Below are 19,178 nucleotides of genomic sequence, written 5' to 3' on the forward strand. Positions count from 1 at the left end.
CTGCGACGTCAGGCGCCGCGCAGCACCGCGCCCGTGCGCTCGACGGCCGCGGCCACGGCGGCGTCGCGCGCGCCCGAGGCCTCCTCGGCCGTCAGCGTGCGGTCGGCCGCGCGGAAGCGCAGCGCGTACGCGAGCGACTTCCTGCCCGCGCCGATCTGCTCGCCGGTGAAGACGTCGAACAGGCGCAGCGACTCGAGCAGCTCGCCCGCGCCGGACCGCAGCGCGGCCTCGACGTCGGCGGCCGCCACCGAGGCGTCCACGACGAGCGCGACGTCCTGCGTGGCCACCGGGAAGGAGGACACCTGCGGGGCCTCGACGGCACCGGCGCCGGCCTGCTGCAGGACATCGAGGTCGATCTCCATGGCGCAGGTGCGCTCCGGCAGGCCGAAGGCCTTCACGACGCGCGGGTGCAGCTCACCGGCGGAGCCGGCGAACACCTCGGCGCCGTCGACCACGGCGTAGAACGCGGCGCAGCGACCCGGGTGGAACGGCGCCCGCTGGTCCTGACGGACGATCAGCTCGGCGCCCGCCTCGCGCGCGACCGTACGGCCGGCCTCGACGGCGTCCGCCCAGCCGGCCGGACGGCCCTTGCCCCAGTAGCCGTCGAGCTCGCGGGCCCCGGCGAGGACGGCGGCGGCGCGGCGCGGCTGCCGGGGCAGCGCGGCGTTCAGGCCGGCGATCTCCTCGTCGGTGGGACGGCGGTCGACGGGCAGCCGGACCGGGGTGGTCTCCTCGCCGGTGGGCAGGAAGACGAGGCCGGTCTCGAAGAGGGCCAGGTCGTGCTCGCCACGGCTGTCGTTGCGGCGCAGGGCCGTGAACAGGCCCGGCAGCATCGTGGTGCGCAGCGCCGGCTCGGCCTCGGAGAGCGGGTTGACCAGGCGCACCGTGGTGCGGCGCGGGTCATCGGCCTCCAGGCCCAGGTGGTCGAGCGCCCAGTCCCCGACGAAGGGGTAGTTGAGCACCTCGACGTAGCCCGCGCCGGCCAGCGCCCGGCCGACGCGGCGGTGCAGCCGCTGCCGGTGGGTCAGGCCGCGGCCGGCGGGGGGCGCCGGCAGGGTGGCGGGCAGGTTCTCGTAGCCCTCGAGCCGGATGACCTCTTCGGCGAGGTCGTTCGGGTCGGTGAGGTCCGGGCGCCAGCTCGGGACGGTGACGATCAGCTCGTCCTGCCCGTAGACGTCGCAGCCGACCTCCTGGAGGTGGCGGACGACGGTCTCGCGGCCGTACTCGACACCGGCGACGCGGTCCGGGTGGTCCGCGCGCATGGCGATCGTGCGCGGGCCGCTGGGGGCGGCGAACTCCGTCACGCCGGCCTCGGCGGTGCCGCCCGCGAGCAGCACGAGGAGGTCGGCGGTGCGCTGGGCGGCCGCGGAGGCCGCCTGCGGGTCGACGCCGCGCTCGAAGCGCTTGGACGCCTCGGAGGGCAGCTTGTGGCGGCGGACGGCGCGGGCGATGACGACGGGGTCGAAGTGCGCCGCCTCGATCACGACCTCGGTGGTGCCCTCACCGGCCGCGTGGTCGCCGATCTCGGTCTCGGCGCCGCCCATGACGCCCGCGAGCCCGATCGGGCCGCGGTTGTCGGTGATGACCAGGTCCTCGGGGTCCAGGACGCGCTTGGTGCCGTCGAGGGTGGTCAGCTTCTCGCCGCGCTCGGCACGGCGGACGCCGATCGGGCCGTCGAGGCGCGAGCGGTCGTAGGCGTGCAGCGGCTGGCCGAGCTCCAGCATCACGTAGTTGGTGATGTCGACGGCCAGCGAGATCGGGCGCATGCCGGCCTTCTGCAGGCGGCGCTGGAGCCAGATCGGGGAGCGGGCCTCGGAGTCGATACCGGTGACCGTGCGGGCCGTGAAGCGGTCGCAGCCGGCCGGGTCGGCGACCTTGACGGGGTAGCCGAAGGCGTTGGGCGCGGGCACGTCCAGCAGGGCCGGGTCGCGCAGCGGCAGGCCGTAGGCGGTGGCGGCCTCGCGGGCGATGCCGCGCATCGACAGGCAGTAGCCGCGGTCGGGGGTGACCGCGATGTCGAGGACCTCGTCCACGAGCTGGAGCAGCTCGATGGCGTCGGTGCCGGGCTCGTACTCCTGCGGCAGCACGATGATGCCGTGCGTGCCGTCGTCGCCCATGCCCAGCTCCTCGCCGGAGCAGATCATGCCGTGCGAGGTCTTGCCGTAGGTCTTGCGGGCGGCGATGGCGAAGTCGCCGGGCAGGACGGCGCCGGGCAGCACGACGACGACCTTGTCGCCGACGGAGAAGTTGCGGGCGCCGCAGACGATCTCCTGCGGCTCACCGGTGCCGTTGGCCGTGCCGACGTCGACGGTGCAGAAGCGGATCGGCTTGCGGAAGCCCTCGAGCTCCTCGATGGTCAGCACCTGGCCGACCACCAGGGGGCCCTTGAGTCCGTCGCCGAGGCGCTCGACGCGCTCGACCTCGAGACCCGCGGCGATCAGCTTGGCCTGCACGTCGCGACCGGTCTCACCGGCCGGCAGGTCGACGTATTCCCGCAGCCAGGAAAGCGGGGCGCGCATCAGATCTCCATCCCGAACGGCCGGGTGAAGCGCACGTCACCTTCGACCATGTCTCGCATGTCCTCGACGTTGTGGCGGAACATCAGCAGTCGCTCGATGCCGAACCCGAAGGCGAAGCCGCTGTACTTCTGCGGGTCGATGCCCGCGGCGGTCAGCACACGGGGGTTGACCATGCCGCAGCCGCCCAGCTCGATCCAGCCCTCGCTGGAGCAGGTGCGGCAGGGGCGGTCGGGGTTGCCGGCCGACTCGCCGCGGCAGACATAGCACTGCATGTCCAGCTCGGCCGAGGGCTCGGTGAAGGGGAAGTAGTTCGGGCGCAGGCGCGTGGTCAGGCCCTCGCCGAACAGCGAGCGCACCATGTGCTCGATGGTGCCCTTGAGGTCGGCCATGGTCAGGCCCTCGTCGATGGCGAGGAGCTCGACCTGGGTGAAGACCGGCGTGTGCGTGGCGTCCAGCTCGTCCATGCGGTAGACGCGGCCGGGGCAGATCACGTAGACCGGCGGCTCGCGGTCGAGCATCGTGCGGACCTGCACCGGGGAGGTGTGGGTGCGCAGCACGACGCCGGACGCTGCTTCGTGCCTGGAGGCCTGGGCCTTCGTGCCCGGGGCCTGGACGAAGAGGGTGTCCTGCATGGCGCGGGCCGGGTGGTCCTGCGCGATGTTCAGGGCGTCGAAGTTGAACCACTCCGCCTCGACCTCGGGGCCCTCGGCGACCTCGTAGCCCATGGCCACGAAGACGTCCTCGATGCGCTCGCTGAGGGTCGTGATGGGGTGGCGGGCGCCGGCCGGGGTGCGGTCGTAGGCCAGGGTGACGTCCACCGCCTCCTCGACCAGCACGCGGGCGTCGCGCTCCGCCTCCAGCTCGGCCTGGCGGGCGGCGAAAGCCTTGTTCACGGCACCGCGGGCCATGCCCATGCGCTTGCCGGCCTCGGCCTTGGCGTGCGGCGGCAGGGCGCCGATCTCGCGGTTGGCGAGGGCGAGGGGCGAGCGGTCACCGGCGTGCGCGGCCTTGACCTCGCGCAGGGCGTCGAGGTCGGCGGCCGCGGCGACGGCGGCGAGCGCCTCGTCCCGCATGCGCTCGATCTCTTCCGGTTTCAGTGCCTCGACCTCGACAGGGTCATACGACTTATTGGGTGCGGACATCTCTTCCCGTGCTTCCGGTTCTGGATGGCTTCGCTTCGCTGCGCGGCTTTGCCCGACGGATGGGTGCCAAGGTCGTGCCAAAGGTGCCAAAGGTCGAGTCTAAGGGGCGCATGGGGGTCGGTGGGCCCGCGGGCCGCCCGCTCAGGCCTGTGAGAGAAAGGCCGGGGCGCCCACGGGCAACGTAAATCGGAACCGGGCGCCACCGCTGGCGGCCCGCTCCACGGTGATCGTGCCGCCGTGGGCCTCGACGATGCCCTTGACGATATAGAGGCCGAGGCCGGTGCCGCCGCGCTTGCTGCCCCGCCAGAAGCGGGTGAAGACGCGGCTCATCGACTCCTCCGGGATCCCGGGCCCCTCATCGCTCACGGTGACCGCCGTTCCCTCCGTGTCCTCCGCGCGTGCCTTCAGCAGCGCCGGCGCCACCTCTATCGTGACGCGTCCTTCGCCGTGGCGCACCGCGTTTTCCAGGAGGTTGCCGAGGACCTGGTCGACCTTGTCGGGATCGGCCCAGAGCGCGGGGAGCGGATCGGTGACCTTGACCTCGAAGCGGTCGGCGCGGTGGCCGGCCGTGGTGTACGCCTGGACGTGGCGGCGGACGGCGGCGACGATGTCGACGGGCTGGCGGCGCAGCTCCAGCCGGCCGGAGTCGATCCGGGAGATGTCGAGCAGCTCGGCGATCAGCCGGGTGACGCGGTCCGCATCGGCGTCGACGGTCTCCAGCATCAGCCGCTTCTGGTCGTCGGTGAAGCGCTCCCACTTGGCGAGCAGCGTGGCCGTGAAGCCCTTGACGGACGTCAGCGGAGAGCGCAGCTCGTGGGCGACGGTGGCGATCAGCTCGGCGTGGCTGCGCTCGGTGCGGCGGCGGGCATCGGTGCCGCGCAGCTGGATCACCAGGCGGCGGACGGGGCCGGTGGGCCGCTCGCGGACGAAGCGCGCGGAGACCAGGACCTCGCGGCCGCCGGGGAGCAGAAGATTCCGCTCGGGCTGGCCCACGCGGGTGGCCGGCCCGCCGTAGGGGTCGGTCAGCGGCCACCAGCGGCGGCCGTCCAGGTCCTCCAGGGGGAGGGCGCTCTCCAGGGGGCGGCCGATCGCCTCGTCGGGCCGGACCGCGGTGATGCGGGAGGCGGCGGCGTTGAAGCAGGTGACGCGGCCGTCCTCATCGGCGACGACGAGGCCGTCGGGGAGGTCGTCGGGGTGCAGGCAGAGCCCGGTGAGCCCCTGTACGAGGGGGTCGTCCGGCTCGTGGGACCCGTGCGGCGCACCGGCCGCCGCCGGAGTGGCGTCGGCCACGCTTCCGGAAGTCCTGACGTTCATCATCCGCACCCCCTCCCGACTCCCCCCGGGAGGCAACCCTACTAGCTGAAGGTCACGGAGCGGCACCCTCCGGCTGCACGCTGCGCACGGGCGGAGGCGTAGAGGCACACCGCGGCGGCGGTCGCGAGGTTCAGGCTCTCGGCTTTTCCGTGGATCGGCACGCGCACCACGGCGTCCGCCAGCGCCCGGGTCTCCTCGGGCAGGCCCCATGCCTCGTTGCCGAAGACCCAGGCCGTGGGGCCGCCCATGGTGCCGCGGTCCAGCTCGGCGTCCAGGTCGCGGTCGCCCGCGCCGTCGGCGGCGAGGATGCGGGCGCCGACGCCCTGCAGTCCGCTCACCACCTGCTCCACGGGGACGCCCACGGCGACCGGCAGGTGGAAGAGGGAGCCGACGGAGGCCCGTACGGCCTTGGGGTTGTAGAGGTCCACGGAGGCGTCGGTGAGCACGACGGCATCCGCGCCGGCGGCGTCCGCGCAGCGCAGGACCGTGCCGGCGTTGCCGGGGTCGCGCACGTGGGCGAGGACGGCGACCAGCCGGGGCCGGCCGGCCAGGATCTCCTCGAAGGGCGTGTCCAGGAAGCGGCACAGGCCGACGATGCCCTGCGGGGTGACGGTGTCGGACATCTCCGCGATGACCTCGTCCGTCGCGGTCAGCACGGGCACGCCGGCGGCGAGGGCGGCGGCGACGATGTCCGCGTGGCGCTCGGCGGCGTCCGGCGTCACATAGACCTCGATCAGGTGATCGACGGCCTCGCGGACGGACTGCGGCCCCTCGGCCAGGAAGCGGCGTTCCTTGGCGCGGAAGCTGCGCTTGGTCAGTCGGCGGGCCGCGACGACACGGTGAGATCGCAGGGAGGTCAGCTCGGGGGCCGCCATGGGCTCACTTTCGGTTGCGGGTGTGCGCGGTGCGGTGCCGGGCCCGTGGGGCGCCGGCGGGCGATCAAGGCCCGGACGCGAGCGGACCCGCAGGCCTGGGGCCTGCGGGTCCGCGTCGCTACAGCCTCGGGGCGCCGGTTCAGGCAGCGGCCTTCGGGGCGTTCACGTCGGCCGGCAGGGCCTTCTGGGCGACCTCGACGAGCGCGGCGAACGCGTTCATGTCGTTGACGGCCAGCTCGGCCAGGATCTTGCGGTCCACCTCGATGTTGGCGGCCTTCAGACCCTGGATCAGGCGGTTGTACGTCATGCCGTTCTGGCGGGCAGCGGCGTTGATGCGCTGGATCCACAGCTGACGGAAGTCGCCCTTGCGCTTCTTGCGGTCGTTGTAGTTGTAGACCAGGGAGTGGGTGACCTGCTCCTTGGCCTTGCGGTACAGACGCGACCGCTGGCCGCGGTAACCGCTGGCCGCCTCGAGGATCGCCCGACGCTTCTTGTGCGCGTTGACTGCGCGCTTGACGCGTGCCACTTGTTAACTCCTTGTAGCGGGGCCGTGGTGGATTCTCACACGACCCGAATTCGATTGGGTCCCGGTGTGGACGTGCGGCCGAAGCCGGAACGTCACTTGCCGAGAAGCTTCTTGATCTTCTTGGCGTCGGCCGGGGCCATCTCGGCGTTGCCGGTGAGGCGACGCGTCAGGCGGGACGACTTGTGCTCGAGCAGGTGGCGCTTGCCGGCGCGCTCGCGCAGGACCTTGCCGGAGCCGGTGACCTTGAAGCGCTTCTTGGCACCGCTGTGCGTCTTGTTCTTCGGCATAGCGCCGTTCTCTCCTCGTCGTGGCACTCCCCCCGCCGTATCAGGGCGTACAGGAGTGTCATCTGTTTCGGTGGTGTCCGGGGCGGATGCCCCGGGGGGTCATCCGGGGCGCGGGGCGCCCCCGGATCACGCCTCTGCGGGCTCCTCGGCGGCGTCCGCGGACGAGGCGCCGGAGCGCTCCGCCTTACGGGCGGCCTGTGCCTCGCGGGCTTCGGCCATCGCCTCGGTCTTCTTCTTGTGCGGACCGAGGACCATGATCATGTTGCGGCCGTCCTGCTTCGGGTTCGACTCGACGAAACCGAGGTCCTGGACGTCTTCCGCGAGACGCTGCAGCAGTCGGTAGCCGAGCTCCGGCCGGGACTGCTCGCGACCACGGAACATGATCGTGATCTTGACCTTGTCGCCCTGCTTGAGGAACCGGACGACGTGACCCTTCTTGGTGTCATAGTCGTGCGGGTCGATCTTCGGCCGGAGCTTCATCTCCTTGATGACCGTGTGCGCCTGGTTCTTGCGCGCCTCACGGGCCTTCATGGCCGACTCGTACTTGAACTTCCCGTAGTCCATGAGCTTGCAGACCGGCGGACGGGCGTTCGCCGCCACCTCGACGAGGTCGAGGTCGTACTCCTGCGCAAGCTCCAGTGCCTTGGCAAGCGGCACGATGCCGACCTGCTCGCCACTGGGACCGACAAGTCGCACCTCGGGGACTCGAATCCGGTCGTTGATGCGGGGCTCGGCGCTGATGGATCCTCCTCGGTAGCACCACGCGGCGGCCTGGCGGGCGGCCACGTAACGTCTTTTCGTAAGACCAACCGCGCCGGTGCAACAAAAATGCCCCGACGGGACACAGGCGGGGCTCCATAAAACCGGAACACCGCCACGGCATGCCGCGGGGCGCATCGGGCAGCTCCATCGTCCGTACGGAACGATGGGCGCCGCCTGACCGGAGACCTGCCGGCCTTCAGGCCGGGCGAGGTGGGAGAACGGAGCTCCACTTGTGGGCCGGGCACGGGAGTGTCCAGCCGGTCGATCCACAACTCTAGCAGCTGTGGAGCAGGCGTGCTAACCGGTGACAAACCGATTCGGCACCGGCACGCGGGGCGGCCGGTCGCGCCACGTATCGTGGGCGCCATGAGCGACGCGAACCCCGCCACCCCCGAGAACCCCGACTTCGACACCATGACCCGTGACATCGCGGACGTCCCCGCGGTCGAGGTGATCACCACGGTCGCGGTGCACCTGATGAGCTCGGCGGCGGTCAACCTCGGCCTGGCCGAGGAGGGCGAGCAGCACAAGGACCTCGACGAGGCCCGCAAGCTGATCACCGCGCTCGCCGGGCTCGTGACCGCGAGCGCCACCGAGATCAGCAACTTCCACGCCGGGCCGCTGCGCGACGGCCTGAAGTCGCTCCAGCTGGCCTTCCGCGAGGCGTCCGTCGTGGCGGACGAGCCGGGTCAGGGGCCCGGCGAGAAGTACACGGGCCCCGTCTTCGGCTGAGCCCCCCTCTTTAGCGCCCCGGTTTTCGGCGCCCCGGTCAGGCGATGCCCGACGGGCCCGGCCGACCGGGGCGCTCCCCGCCCTCCCCGCCCTCGTCCCCGTCGTCGCGGTCCTCCCGCGGCTCGGGGCGTTCCTCCGTCGGGTGCGCGGCCGTCGTCGGCCCCTTCGGGTAGTGCGGAAGCGCCAGGTCGTCCGCCAGGTTGGCCGGACCCAGCGGCGGATGGGTGAGCCGGTGCGCGCAGGCCGCCAGTGCGCCGCCGATCAGCGGCGCGATGATGAACAGCCACAGCTGCGAGAGCGCGCCCCCGCCCGCGAACAGCGCCGGGCCCAGGCTCCGCGCCGGGTTGACCGAGGTGCCCGTCAGCGGGATGCCCACCAGGTGGATCACCGCGAGGGCCAGGCCGATGGGCAGCCCGTCGAAGCCCACCAGGGCGATCTTGTGGGTCACCGCGAGCACGACGAAGACCAGCAGGAAGGTCAGGACGACCTCCGCGAGGAACGCGCCGCCCGTGTTCAGGTGCACGGCCGAGCGGTTGCCCCAGCCGTTGCTGCCGAACGCGCCGTGCGTCTTGAGCCCCGGCACCTGCTTGGCCAGCAGGAACAGCAGCGCCGCACCCACGATGCCGCCGAGCAGCTGCGCGACCCAGTACTCGATCGCCGTGCGGGCGGCGATCCGGCGCTCCAGCAGCATGCCGAGCGTCACCGCCGGATTGACGTGGCAGCCCGAGACCGGGCCCAGTGCGTAGCAGAGGGCCAGCAGGGTGAAGCCGAAGGCCAGGGCGATGCCGAGGACCCCGATGTAGTCGGCCGCGAGGACCGCGGAGCCGACGGCGAAGAAGACCAGCAGCAAAGTGCCGAGGAACTCGGCGGCGACGGTTCTCGTCTCCACGGAGTCGAGACTTGCGGCCCCCAGCTTCACGTCCATGGCGTCCTCCAGGGATCTCGTGGACCTCTTCGCATTGTCGGTCGATCCACGGCGGGGCGCCTGTCGGCTGGGGCTCGGCGAGCGGGCCTCGCCGAGCGGACTTGGGCTAGCGGACCTCGGCTAGCGGGTGAAGAGCGGCTCCCCGGGGACGGAGGCGCCGGCGGGCAGCAGGGCCAGGTCGAGGCCGCGGACGAGGCGGGCCCGCAGGACGTCGTCGGAGGCCAGTGCCTGCGCGATGCGCTGCACCGCGGCGGAGACCTCGGCGTCGTCCGCCAGGGCCAGCGCCAGCGTGCCGTCCGCGTCCTGCGAGGGGGCCAGGTGGGCGCGGCGCACGGCCTGCTCGGCCGCGAGGACGGCGCGCAGCGCCTCCGCGACCGCGGGGTCGGCCAGGGGGTCGGTGCTCTCGCGGCCCTCGGCCAGGGCCAGCAGGGCGGGGCCCGTCAGCTGGTACGGCACCGGGCCCGCCATGTCCAGGACGATCGTGTCGGCCTTCTCGTGGGCGGCCGCCTGCAGCGCCTGGTGCAGGGGTACGGCCACGGGCCGTGCGTCCGCGCGCCAGCGGGCCAGCGACTCGATGGACGTGAAGGCCGGCAGCGCCTTGCGGCCGTCCGGCGCCTGCAGCGTCGGCACGGCCATGTCGCTGGTCTTCTCCCGCTTCAGCCCGTCCGGCCCCGTCTCGACCTCGCCGAGCACGGCCACGACGGGAACGAGCAGGCGCGCACCGCGCAGCGCGGCGAGGACGCGCGGCTCGGCGCCACGGTCACCGGCCCACGCGGCCAGCGCGGCGGTCAGCTCCGCATCGGCGGAACCGTCGTCGTCGGAGAACCCGGGATCAGGAATGTTCTTGAGCGCCACCCCGAGAGTCTATGGGGCGCCCCATTCCGACGCGGGGCGCCCCATGGCTACGGACGGGCCTGCCGGCCGGGGGAGTCGATACGACCGGACCTGCCGTCCGGGGACGGCTAGCTGTCACGACGGGAGGCGTGTCCGGCACCGCCGGACTGCGCTGGGTGGGCTGAGCGCCGTCGCGGCGGGAGCAAGAATGCCCGGGCAGGCACCGCCCGGCCGCACCGCGGGCCGACTCGCCGTCGCGGCGGGGAGTGTGTCCGGCACCGCCGGACCGCACCGCGTGGGCTCCGTCGCGGCGGCGGAGAGTGGCGCGGCACCCGGCGGGTGCTGCCAGGCCACGGCCTGGCGAAGCTCCATGCCCTTGGGCCGGGCATTTGTTTCCGCCGCAGCGGGGCTCAGCCACGACGTTGGGATCCGGCGGTGCCGGACCGGCCCGCGGTGGCGTGAGGCGCCCGGGACGGGCAGAGGCCGGGAGCTTCCTGTCCCTACAGGATCCGCATCTTCGCTCCGCCGCCGCGGCGCGCAGCCACGACGATGCGATCCGGCGGTGCCGGACCGGCCGGAGGGCGTCCGGGGCGCCCCGGAGTCGCTGCCGAAGCGGAGCGCTCACGCTGTGCGGCGGCGGCCTCGCCACAGGGTGGCGGCTGTTGCTACCAGGAGGGCCCCCAGGGCGCCCGCCGCCGGGGCCGTGTAGTCCGGGGAGTCCGGCGTCTGCGCGGCGGACCGGGCCGACGGGTCGGTGCCGCCGAAGTACGGGCTGCCGTACTCGCGGGTGACGCGGGGGCCCGTGCCTTCGGGGGTCAGGGTCGCGCCGCGGGCGATCGCGGCGGCCGGGTCGACGACCCCGGCCCCGAGCGCATCGCTGCGCCCGCCCGGCGGCGCGTCGCGGGCCGTGTCCACGAGCAGCTTGCGGATCTGGGCGGGGCTCAGGCCGGGGTGCGCGGAGCGGACCAGGGCGACGGCGCCGGAGACGAAGGCGGCCGCGGCGCTCGTACCCCAGCCCTCGTAGTAGCGCCGGTCGGGGTCGGCGATGACGACGTCGACGCCGGGCGCGCTGACGGCCGCGTACCACCGGCGCGTGGAGAACGCGGCCCGGCTGCCGTAGCGGTCGACGGCGGTCACGGCGATGACGCCGGGGTAGGCGGCGGGGTAGGAGACGTGGTCGCCCTGCTCGCCGCCGTTCCCGGCGGAGGCGACGACGACGGCGCCCTTGCCCAGGGCGTACTGGACGGCGGCGTCCTCCTGCGGCTCGGGGTGGGCGGTCTCGCTGTCGTCGCCGAGGGAGAGGTTGATGACGCCGGCGCCGCGGTCGGCGGCCCAGCGGATGCCCTCGGCGAGGGCGCTCCCGCGCCCGCTGCGGGCCTTGGCCCGGGAGGGGTCGCCGTCCTCCAGGATCACCCGGACGGGAAGGATCTTCGCTTCGGGGGCGACGCCGAGCACGCCGTCCGCGCCGTCCGCGCCGTGCCCCCGGCCGGCGATGATCCCGGCCATGGCGGTGCCGTGCCGGGCCCAGGCGCGGTCGCCGGGGCCGGCGCCGAAGCCGATGAGGTCCTTGCCGGGCAGCACCTGCCCGGCGAGGTCGGGGTGGCCGTCGTCGACGCCGGTGTCGAGGACGGCGACGGTGACGCCCGCGCCCTTGGTGGTCTGCCAGGCCTCTTCGGTGTGGAGGGCGTCGAGGGCCCATTCCTGGACGCGTATGGAGTCGGCGTGCGCGCTCCCGGCGGCCGGCAGCACGGCGAGCGCGGCGGCGAGGACCGCCGCGGCCAGGGCTCGGGGGCGCCCGGGCGCGGTCATCGCGCGTCCTCCCGGCCGCTCCCGCGCAGGGCCCGCCGGAAGCCCGCCTCCACGCGCCCGGCGAGGGCGGCGGCCTCGTGGCCGAGGCCTGCCTGGGCGGGGGCGGTGGTGGCGCCGGGGCGGGTGGCGAGGGCGGCGGGCTGCGGGGGCGTGCCGGTGCGGCCGTCGGCGAAGCCGGTCACGGCGTAGACGACGGCGGGGGCGTCGGTGAGGACGCTGACGGACCAGCTGGCGCGCTGCGCCGCGCCGAAGCGCTCGGCGACGGTGCCGCGGGGCGCGTACGGGCGGGGCATCAGATCGGTGCGCTCGTCGAGCCGTTCGTCGGCGAAGCGCCGGCGCAGGTCGCGCATCCCCCGGCTGTCGGCGGATGTGACGAGCAGTCCGACGGTGGTGACGGCGGTGGAGGTGGCGTCGGTGTAGGTGGCACGCAGCAGCCGCGCGCAGCCGACGGGGGCGAGCGCCTTCTCCAGGAGGGGGTCGAAGGCCTCTTCGCACCCGCTGTCGGGGGCGACGCCGATCCGGGTCCACTGACGTTCGGCGCCGCCGGGGCCTGCGGCGTCGCCGCGCAGCGCGGGCGGGAAGAGCTCGTCGACGGGGACGGTCCGCCAGAGCGTGCCGCCGCGTGTGAAGGCGCGTTCGGCCGCGGTGCCGCCGCCGGTGCCGTCCGCGAGCCAACTCCCGGCGACGGCGCCGCCGATGAGCCCGAGGCCGAGCACGAGGCAGGCGGCGGCGGTCAGCGTGCGGGCGCTGCCGCCCCGGCCGCCGGCCGGCTGCGGCACGTGCGGAGGGCGGGGCGGCCGGGGCGGCAGGGGTGACTGCGGCGGCCGGGGCGGCTGGGGCGGCCGGGACGCGAAGTACGAGGAGGCCGGGAGGGGGCGGACGGGCAGCGCGGGAGCGGAGTCCGTTTCGGTGCTCACCCTGTGCTCCCCCTCGTGAGCCGATTCCCCGTGCCGTTTCCCCGTACCGTCCAGGGGCTCCCCCGGGCCCGTCCACCGTTCGGGACAGGCCGGTTCGTATCCGGACATCACGCCGCCGGGCTGCGGCCCACGGCGTGGGCGCCACTCTACGGGGCGGGCGGCGGGCGCTGCCATCTCGCCCGTGCAGGGCCCCTATCCAGCTCCGGACGCCTCTGGCAAGCTGCGCCCCATGCGCCTTCCCGCCGCACCTCCCGTCGCATGCGCAAGCGCCGAGCGGGCCCGTCTGGACCGGGCGACCGCCTCCTACGACGCGCCGCTGGCCGTGGTCGACCTGCAGGCGTTCGACGCCAACGCGGCGGATCTGGTGCGCCGGGCGCAGGGAAAGCCGGTGCGGGTGGCGAGCAAGTCCGTGCGGTGCCGGGCTCTGCTGGAGCGTGCGCTCGCCCGGGACGGCTTCACGGGTGTGATGAGCTTTTCGCTGGCCGAGTCGCTGTGGCTGGCGCGTTCGGGCATCGAGGACGTGTTGCTGGCGTACCCGTCGGCGGACCGGGCGGGGCTGGCGGAGCTGACCTCGGACCCGAAGCTGGCCCGGGCGGTCACGGTGACCGTGGACGACCCCGCGCAGCTGGCGCTGATCGACGCCGCCCGGGCGGGGCGCGAAGAGGTACGGGTGTGCCTGGAGTTGGACACCTCGCTGCGGCTGCTGGGCGGCAGGCTCCGGCTGGGGGCGCTGCGTTCCCCGGTGCACGATCCGGAGCGGCTGGCGGACCTCGCGCGGTCCGTCGTACGCCGCCCGGGGTTCCGGCTGGTGGGCCTGCTGGCCTACGAGGCGCATGTGGCGGGTGTGGGGGATGCGGTGGAAGGCCGGCCCCTGTACTCCCGTTCGGTCCGGCTGATGCAGGCCGCGGCCCGCAAGGAGCTGGCGGTGCGCAGGGCCGAGGCGGTGCGGGCCGTGCGCGCGGTGACGGAGCTGGAATTCGTCAACGGCGGCGGTACGGGCAGTGTGCAGCACACCGCCGCGGAGGACGCGGTGACGGAGGTGGCGGCCGGTTCGGGGCTGTTCGTGCCACGGCTGTTCGACCACTACAGATCGTTCCGCGGCCGTCCCGCGGCCCTGTTCGCGCTGCCGGTGGTGCGCCGCCCGGGGCCCGGCGTGGTGACCGCCCAGGGCGGCGGCTACCCGGCGTCGGGCGCGGCCGGCGCGGACCGGCTGCCGCAGCCGTACCTCCCGGCCGGCCTGCGGCTGGACCCCCGCGAGGGCGCGGGCGAGGTGCAGACGCCGCTGACCGGGCCGCCCGCCGACGACCTGCTGGTGGGCGACAAGGTGTGGTTCCGGCATGCCAAGGCGGGCGAGATGTGCGAGCGCTTCGAGGCGCTGCACCTGGTCGACGGCGACCGCGTGGTGGAGACCGTCCCGACGTACCGCGGCGAGGCCCGTACGTTCCTGTGAGCCCCGCACCCTGAATCCGAGTCCGGGTCGTGCGGCATGCTCCTGCGGCAGGAGGGGATACGGGGACCGGTGCGCCGTCGGCGGGCCGGTCCCCGTAGCACGCGAGGACCTCAGGAACGGCTCGGGGAGCCTCAGAAGGCCTTGTCGGCCTGGTCCGGGATCACGGAGCCGTCGGCGCGCCGGACGGGCGTCTTCGAGCCGTCCTCGGCAGTGGCGCCGGTCGTCGAGCACGGGTACGTGCCGGACTTGCGCGGCATCGGGTCGATGAACATGGGGTTGGCGACCCAGCGGCCGTCCGCGTCGTCGTAGGCGCGGCACATCAGCTCGGACTTGTTGCGGTTGATGGCGACGTGCGCACCGGTGGCGTCGTTGACGAACGTCACGTCGGTGTCGGCGTCGCCCGCGCCGAGGGCGATGCGGTGCTTGAAGTCCTGCTGCTGCCAGGCCTTGGCGCCCTTGATCTTGAAGATCTCCTGGTTGATCATGCAGCGCTTGCCGTCCATGTACGGCAGGGCGTCGCCGCGGCCGGTCTCGACACCGCCGCAGCCCTTGACGGCCGTGGTGAGGCGACCGTGCTTGGTGATGCTGCGGATGCCGATGGTGTGCTTGGCGTCCAGGCCCACGCCGCTCGACCAGGCCTCGGCGATCGGCTCGGAGGAGGCGGAGACGATGTAGACGTCGAAGCCGGCCGCCTTGAGCGTGCGGATGAGGTCCTTCTGCTGGTCGTAGTAGCGGACGTAGCCGGCGAGCGTGTGCGTGCCGACGGTCTGCTTGGTGCCGACGGGCGCCGCGAGCTGCTCGGCGCGCGCCTGCTTGGCGAAGGAGGTCAGGGCGGCGGGGGTGTGACCGGCGAACAGCTGGGGGATCCAGGCGTAGGCGGGCACGGTGCGGCGGTGGTTCCAGTCGCCGGCGAAGGCGGCCTCCCCGGCCATCGTCTGCGACTTCTCGCGGATCTCGAAGATCTCGTCGGCGCAGGCGGTGTTCTTGGAGGTGGGCAGCGGCCGGCCGGGGCGCACGGCCGTGCCGCACGCCTTGGCCAGGGCCTTGTCGGCGGCCGGGGTGAGCCAGGCGCTGGTGTCCTTCCAGCTCTTCGGCTGCAGGATCTTGTCGTGCTTGAGGGCCCAGGCGAGCGTGGCGTCGGTGATGTCGTTCTTGACGACGGTGTTGTCCCAGTCGAACGCGGCGACGGGGCGGGGGCCGTTCTTGCCCGAACAGGTGCCGCGCTCGTCGATCATCTTCTGGAGCCTGGCGCGGTTGTCGCCGGCCCACGGGAGCTTCTTGTCGAGCTGGGGGCAGTTGCGGCGGGGGGCGTCGTGCGTGGGGGCCGCGGTTGCGGGGACCGACGCGGCGAGGGCCGCGGCGGCAGCGAGGCCGACGACGATGGCGGACTTGGTGCGCATGTGCTCTCTTTGCGGTGCGTGCGTGCGTGTGGTGGCAGGAAAACCACCGCTGACAGGAATCCACTGCCGGCAGGGAATCCACGGCGGGACCGGCTCCGGGGTCTGCACCCGCAAGCCGGTCCTACCGTTTGATCATGGACCCTACAGCGGGGTCACATACGCGCCCGCGATGCCACCGTCGACGAGGAAGTCGGCGGCGTTGACGAAGGAGGAGTCGTCGCTGGCGAGGAAGGCGACGGCGGCCGCGATCTCCTCGGGCTCGGCGAACCGGCCGACGGGCACGTGCACGAGGCGGCGCGCGGCCCGCTCGGGGTCCTTGGCGAAGAGCTCCTTGAGCAGCGGGGTGTTCACCGGCCCCGGGCACAGGGCGTTGACCCGGATGCCCTCGCGGGCGAACTGCACGCCGAGCTCGCGGGACATCGCCAGCACGCCGCCCTTGGAGGCGGTGTAGCTGATCTGCGAGGTGGCGGCGCCCATGACGGCCACGAAGGAGGCGGTGTTGATGATGGAGCCCTTGCCCTGGCGCTGCATGTAGGGCAGGGCGGCCTTGCAGCACAGGTAGACGGAGGTGAGGTTGACCTCCTGGACGCGCTTCCAGGCGTCGAGCCCGGTGGTGAGGATGGAGTCGTCGTCGGGCGGGGAGATGCCGGCGTTGTTGAAGGCGATGTCGACCGAGCCGTAGGTGTCGTACGCGGTCTTGAAGAGCGCCTCGACCTCCTCGGGGCTGGTGACGTCGACCTTGACGAAGAGCCCGCCGGTCTCGGCGGCCGCGGCCTTGCCGGCGGTCTCGTCGATGTCCGCGCAGACGACGCGGGCGCCCTCGGAGGCGAGGCGGCGGGCGGTGGCCAGGCCGATGCCGCTGCCGGCTCCGGTCACGACGGCGGTGCGGCCGACGAGTCGGCGGCAGACGGGGGTCTGGTCGGTCACTGATTACTCCTCGGTGCTGATGAAGACGTTCTTGGTCTCGGTGAAGGCGGCCAGCGCCTCGGGGCCCAGTTCCCGGCCGAGGCCGGACTGGCCGAAGCCGCCGAACGGCGTCCAGTAGCGGACGCTGCTGTGGGAGTTGACGGAGAGGTTCCCGGCGGCGACGGCGCGGGAGACGCGCACGGCGCGGGAGACGTCACGGGTCCAGATCGAGCCGGAGAGCCCGTAGTCGGTGGCGTTGGCGATCCGTACCGCCTCCGCCTCGTCCTCGAAGGGGATGACGACGGCGACCGGGCCGAAGATCTCCTCGACGGCGGTACGGTCCTGCGGCCGGCCCTCCAGGACGGTGGCGGGGTACCAGAAGCCCTTGCCCGACGGGGCCTCGCCGCGGACGGCGGCGGGGGCGGACTCGGGGACGTAGGACCGTACGCGCTCGCGCTGCGCGGCCGAGATCAGCGGGCCCATCTGCGTGGCGGGATCCGCCGGGTCGCCGACGGTGAAGGACTTGACGGCCGGCTCCAGCAGCTCCATGAAGCGGTCGTACACGGAGCGCTGGACGAGGATGCGGCTGCGGGCGCAGCAGTCCTGGCCGGTGTTGTCGAGGAAGGAGCCGGGGGCGGCCGCGGCGGCCCGCTCGACGTCGGCGTCGGCGAAGACGATGTTGGGGCTCTTGCCGCCGAGTTCGAGCGTCACGCGCTTCACGCCCGCCGCGCACTTGGCCATGATCTGCTTGCCGACGGCGGTGGAGCCGGTGAAGACGACCTTGGCGACGCCGGGGTGCTCCACGAGGGCGTTGCCGGCGACGGGCCCGGCGCCGGGGAGGACCTGGAAGAGGCCCTCGGGCAGGCCCGCCTCCAGCGCCAGCGCCGCCAGGCGCAGGGCGGTCAGCGGGGTGGTCTCGGCCGGCTTGAGGAGCACGGCGTTGCCCGCGGCCAGGGCCGGGGCGAGGCCCCAGGCGGCGATGGGCATCGGGAAGTTCCACGGGGCGATGACGGCGACGACGCCCAGCGGCTCGTGGAAGGTGACGTTCAGGCCGCCGGCGACGGGGATCTGCGCACCGTTGAGCCGCTCCGCTCCCCCGGCGGCGTACTCCAGCAAGTCGCGGGCGTTGCCCGCCTCCCAGCGGGCGTTGCCGATCGGATGGCCGGCCTCGCGGACCTCCAGCTGTGCGAGTTCCTCCAGGTGTGCGTCGACTGCGTCGGCGAAGCGGCGCAGGTGGCGGGCGCGGTCGCCGGGGGCGAGGGCGGCCCAGCTGCGCTGGGCGTCGGCGGCGCGCTTGACGGCGGCGTCGACGTCTTGCGGCGTCGCCGCGGGAACGGTGGCGATGACCTCTTCGGTGGCCGGGTTGATGATCCGGTGCTCGTGCTGGTGCTCGTTCAAGGCGCGGTCCTTACATCCGCTCGAAGGAGCGGAACCGCTCCCAGTCCGTGACGGCCGTGTCGTACGCCTCCTGCTCGACACGCGCCATGTGCAGGTAGTGCTCGACGACTTCGTCGCCGAAGGCCTCCCGTGCGATGGGGCTCTTCTCCCACAGCGCCGCGGCCTCGCGCAGGGTGGCGGGGACGTGTTCGGCGTCGCCGGCGTAGGCGTTGCCGGTGCAGACCTCGGGCAGCTCCAGTTCGTGCTCGACGCCGTACAGCCCGGCGGCCACCATGCCCGCCACGGCGAGGTAGGGGTTGACGTCCCCGCCGGGCAGCCGGTTCTCGAAGCGGTGGGAGTGGCCGTGGCCGATGACGCGCAGGGCGCAGGTGCGGTTGTCGGGGCCCCAGGCGACGGCGGTGGGCGCGAAGGAGCCGGGCCGGAACCGCTTGTAGGAGTTGATGTTCGGCGCATAGAGGAGGGTGAAGTCGCGCAGCGCGGCCAGCTGTCCCGCGAGGAAGTGCCGCATCGTCTTCGACATGCCGTACGGGCCCTCGTCGTCGGCGAGGACGGGCCGCCCGGCCTCGTCGCGCAGCGAGAGGTGGATGTGGCAGGAGTTGCCTTCACGCGCGTCGTACTTGGCCATGAAGGTGAGCGCCATGCCCTCCTGGGAGGCGATCTCCTTCGCTCCGGTCTTGTAGACGGCGTGCTGGTCGCAGGTGGTGAGCGCCTCGTCGTAGCGGAAGGCGATCTCGTGCTGGCCGAGGTTGCACTCGCCCTTGGCGGACTCCACGGTCATCCCGGCGGTGCCCATCTCGTTGCGGATGCGGCGCAGGAGGGGTTCGACGCGGCCGGTGCCGAGGACGGAGTAGTCGCAGTTGTACTGGTTGGCGGGGGTCATGTCGCGGTAGCCGCGGCCCCAGGCCTCCTCATAGGTGTCCTTGAAGACGATGAACTCCAGCTCGGTGCCGGCGTACGCGCTCCAGCCGTGCTCGGCCAGGCGGTCGAGCTGGCGGCGCAGGATCTGCCGGGGCGAGGCGAGGACGGGCGAGCCGTCGTGCCAGGCGAGGTCGGCGGTGAGGAGTGCCGTGCCGGGGTTCCAGGGGGTGCGGCGCAGGGTGGAGAGGTCGCCGCGCATGGCGAAGTCCCCGTAGCCGCGCTCCCACGACGACATGGCGTAGCCGTCGACGGTGTTGAGGTCGACGTCCACGGCGAGGAGGTAGTTGCAGCCTTCGGTGCCGTGGTCGAGGACGTCGTCGAGGAAGAACCGGGCGGCGAACCGCTTCCCCTGGAGTCGTCCCTGCATGTCGGTGAAGGCGAGGACGACGGTGTCGATCTCCCCGGTGTCGACCAGCCTGCGCAGCTCCTCGACGGCGAGCGGGGGCGTGCGGTCTGCCACAGTG

17 protein-coding genes are annotated in these 19,178 nt (G+C 73.3%); 2 read left to right on the plus strand and 15 right to left on the minus strand.

Annotated elements, in window-relative coordinates; all coding sequences use genetic code 11:
* Nucleotides 1-8 precede the first annotated feature (8 nt).
* The 7 genes from pheT to infC all read right to left on the minus strand — a co-directional run bounded on the left by pheT (nt 9) and on the right by infC (nt 7,449).
* The gene (pheT, locus tag IE241_RS25700) at nt 9-2,519 is read right to left on the minus strand and encodes a phenylalanine--tRNA ligase subunit beta (RefSeq protein WP_190024205.1); all 2,511 of its coding nucleotides are present in this window, start codon (nt 2,517-2,519) and stop codon (nt 9-11) included.
* Nucleotides 2,519-3,661 (minus strand): phenylalanine--tRNA ligase subunit alpha, encoded by a 1,143-nt coding sequence (pheS, locus tag IE241_RS25705; RefSeq protein ID WP_190024206.1) that lies wholly within the window; start codon nt 3,659-3,661, stop codon nt 2,519-2,521. Before pheS ends, pheT begins: the two co-directional genes overlap by 1 nt.
* 141 nt (nt 3,662-3,802) lie before the next feature.
* Complete coding sequence (locus IE241_RS25710) at nt 3,803-4,975, minus strand: sensor histidine kinase (protein ID WP_190024207.1); 1,173 nt, start codon at nt 4,973-4,975, stop codon at nt 3,803-3,805.
* A gap of 41 nt (nt 4,976-5,016) precedes the next feature.
* Nucleotides 5,017-5,850: a TrmH family RNA methyltransferase gene (locus IE241_RS25715; RefSeq protein WP_190024208.1), complete on the minus strand. Its 834-nt coding sequence runs from the start codon at nt 5,848-5,850 to the stop codon at nt 5,017-5,019.
* A 139-nt stretch (nt 5,851-5,989) separates the two neighbouring features.
* Complete coding sequence (rplT, locus tag IE241_RS25720) at nt 5,990-6,376, minus strand: 50S ribosomal protein L20 (RefSeq protein WP_071964710.1); 387 nt, start codon at nt 6,374-6,376, stop codon at nt 5,990-5,992.
* A gap of 92 nt (nt 6,377-6,468) precedes the next feature.
* Nucleotides 6,469-6,663: a 50S ribosomal protein L35 gene (gene rpmI, locus IE241_RS25725; protein WP_030369870.1), complete on the minus strand. Its 195-nt coding sequence runs from the start codon at nt 6,661-6,663 to the stop codon at nt 6,469-6,471.
* A gap of 126 nt (nt 6,664-6,789) precedes the next feature.
* Nucleotides 6,790-7,449, minus strand: coding sequence for a translation initiation factor IF-3 (gene infC / locus IE241_RS25730; RefSeq protein ID WP_106675931.1), 660 nt, complete (start codon nt 7,447-7,449; stop codon nt 6,790-6,792).
* Nucleotides 7,450-7,791: 342 nt separating this feature from the next.
* On the opposite strand from infC, the gene IE241_RS25735 reads away from it, so the two are divergent.
* On the plus strand, nt 7,792-8,157 hold the full coding sequence (locus tag IE241_RS25735) for a DUF1844 domain-containing protein (RefSeq protein ID WP_190024209.1): 366 nt from the start codon (nt 7,792-7,794) through the stop codon (nt 8,155-8,157).
* A 37-nt stretch (nt 8,158-8,194) separates the two neighbouring features.
* Here IE241_RS25735 and IE241_RS25740 read toward each other — a convergent pair whose 3' ends face one another.
* From IE241_RS25740 to IE241_RS25755, 4 genes are all read right to left on the minus strand, one after another.
* Nucleotides 8,195-9,046 (minus strand): MIP family channel protein, encoded by an 852-nt coding sequence (locus tag IE241_RS25740; protein ID WP_229899835.1) that lies wholly within the window; start codon nt 9,044-9,046, stop codon nt 8,195-8,197.
* Nucleotides 9,047-9,202: 156 nt separating this feature from the next.
* On the minus strand, nt 9,203-9,937 hold the full coding sequence (locus IE241_RS25745) for an SseB family protein (protein WP_190024211.1): 735 nt from the start codon (nt 9,935-9,937) through the stop codon (nt 9,203-9,205).
* A 600-nt stretch (nt 9,938-10,537) separates the two neighbouring features.
* Entirely contained in the window at nt 10,538-11,725 is a 1,188-nt protein-coding gene (gene mycP, locus IE241_RS25750) for a type VII secretion-associated serine protease mycosin (protein ID WP_190024212.1), read from the minus strand.
* A complete protein-coding gene (locus IE241_RS25755) occupies nt 11,722-12,642 on the minus strand; it encodes a hypothetical protein (protein WP_229899801.1) in 921 nt (306 codons plus the stop codon). The genes mycP and IE241_RS25755 overlap by 4 nt, the downstream gene beginning before the upstream one ends.
* A gap of 229 nt (nt 12,643-12,871) precedes the next feature.
* Here IE241_RS25755 and IE241_RS25760 point away from each other — a divergent pair, with 229 nt between their 5' ends.
* Nucleotides 12,872-14,092 carry an amino acid deaminase/aldolase gene (locus IE241_RS25760; protein WP_190024213.1) on the plus strand — a complete coding sequence of 407 codons (1,221 nt, stop codon included), beginning with the start codon at nt 12,872-12,874 and terminating at the stop codon, nt 14,090-14,092.
* 131 nt (nt 14,093-14,223) lie between these two features.
* On the opposite strand, the gene IE241_RS25765 is transcribed toward IE241_RS25760, so the two are convergent.
* The 4 genes from IE241_RS25765 to IE241_RS25780 all read right to left on the minus strand — a co-directional run bounded on the left by IE241_RS25765 (nt 14,224) and on the right by IE241_RS25780 (nt 19,174).
* Entirely contained in the window at nt 14,224-15,492 is a 1,269-nt protein-coding gene (locus IE241_RS25765; protein WP_190024214.1) for an HAD family hydrolase, read from the minus strand.
* A 141-nt stretch (nt 15,493-15,633) separates the two neighbouring features.
* Nucleotides 15,634-16,419: a 3-oxoacyl-ACP reductase gene (locus IE241_RS25770; protein WP_190024215.1), complete on the minus strand. Its 786-nt coding sequence runs from the start codon at nt 16,417-16,419 to the stop codon at nt 15,634-15,636.
* Nucleotides 16,420-16,422: 3 nt separating this feature from the next.
* Nucleotides 16,423-17,796, minus strand: a complete 1,374-nt coding sequence (locus IE241_RS25775; protein ID WP_190024216.1) for an aldehyde dehydrogenase family protein — start codon at nt 17,794-17,796, stop codon at nt 16,423-16,425.
* 10 nt (nt 17,797-17,806) lie between these two features.
* Entirely contained in the window at nt 17,807-19,174 is a 1,368-nt protein-coding gene (locus IE241_RS25780; RefSeq protein ID WP_190024217.1) for a glutamine synthetase family protein, read from the minus strand.
* Nucleotides 19,175-19,178: the final 4 nt, after the last annotated feature.

The sequence above is a fragment of the Streptomyces hiroshimensis genome, assembly GCF_014650335.1.
GTDB lineage: Bacteria > Actinomycetota > Actinomycetes > Streptomycetales > Streptomycetaceae > Streptomyces > Streptomyces hiroshimensis.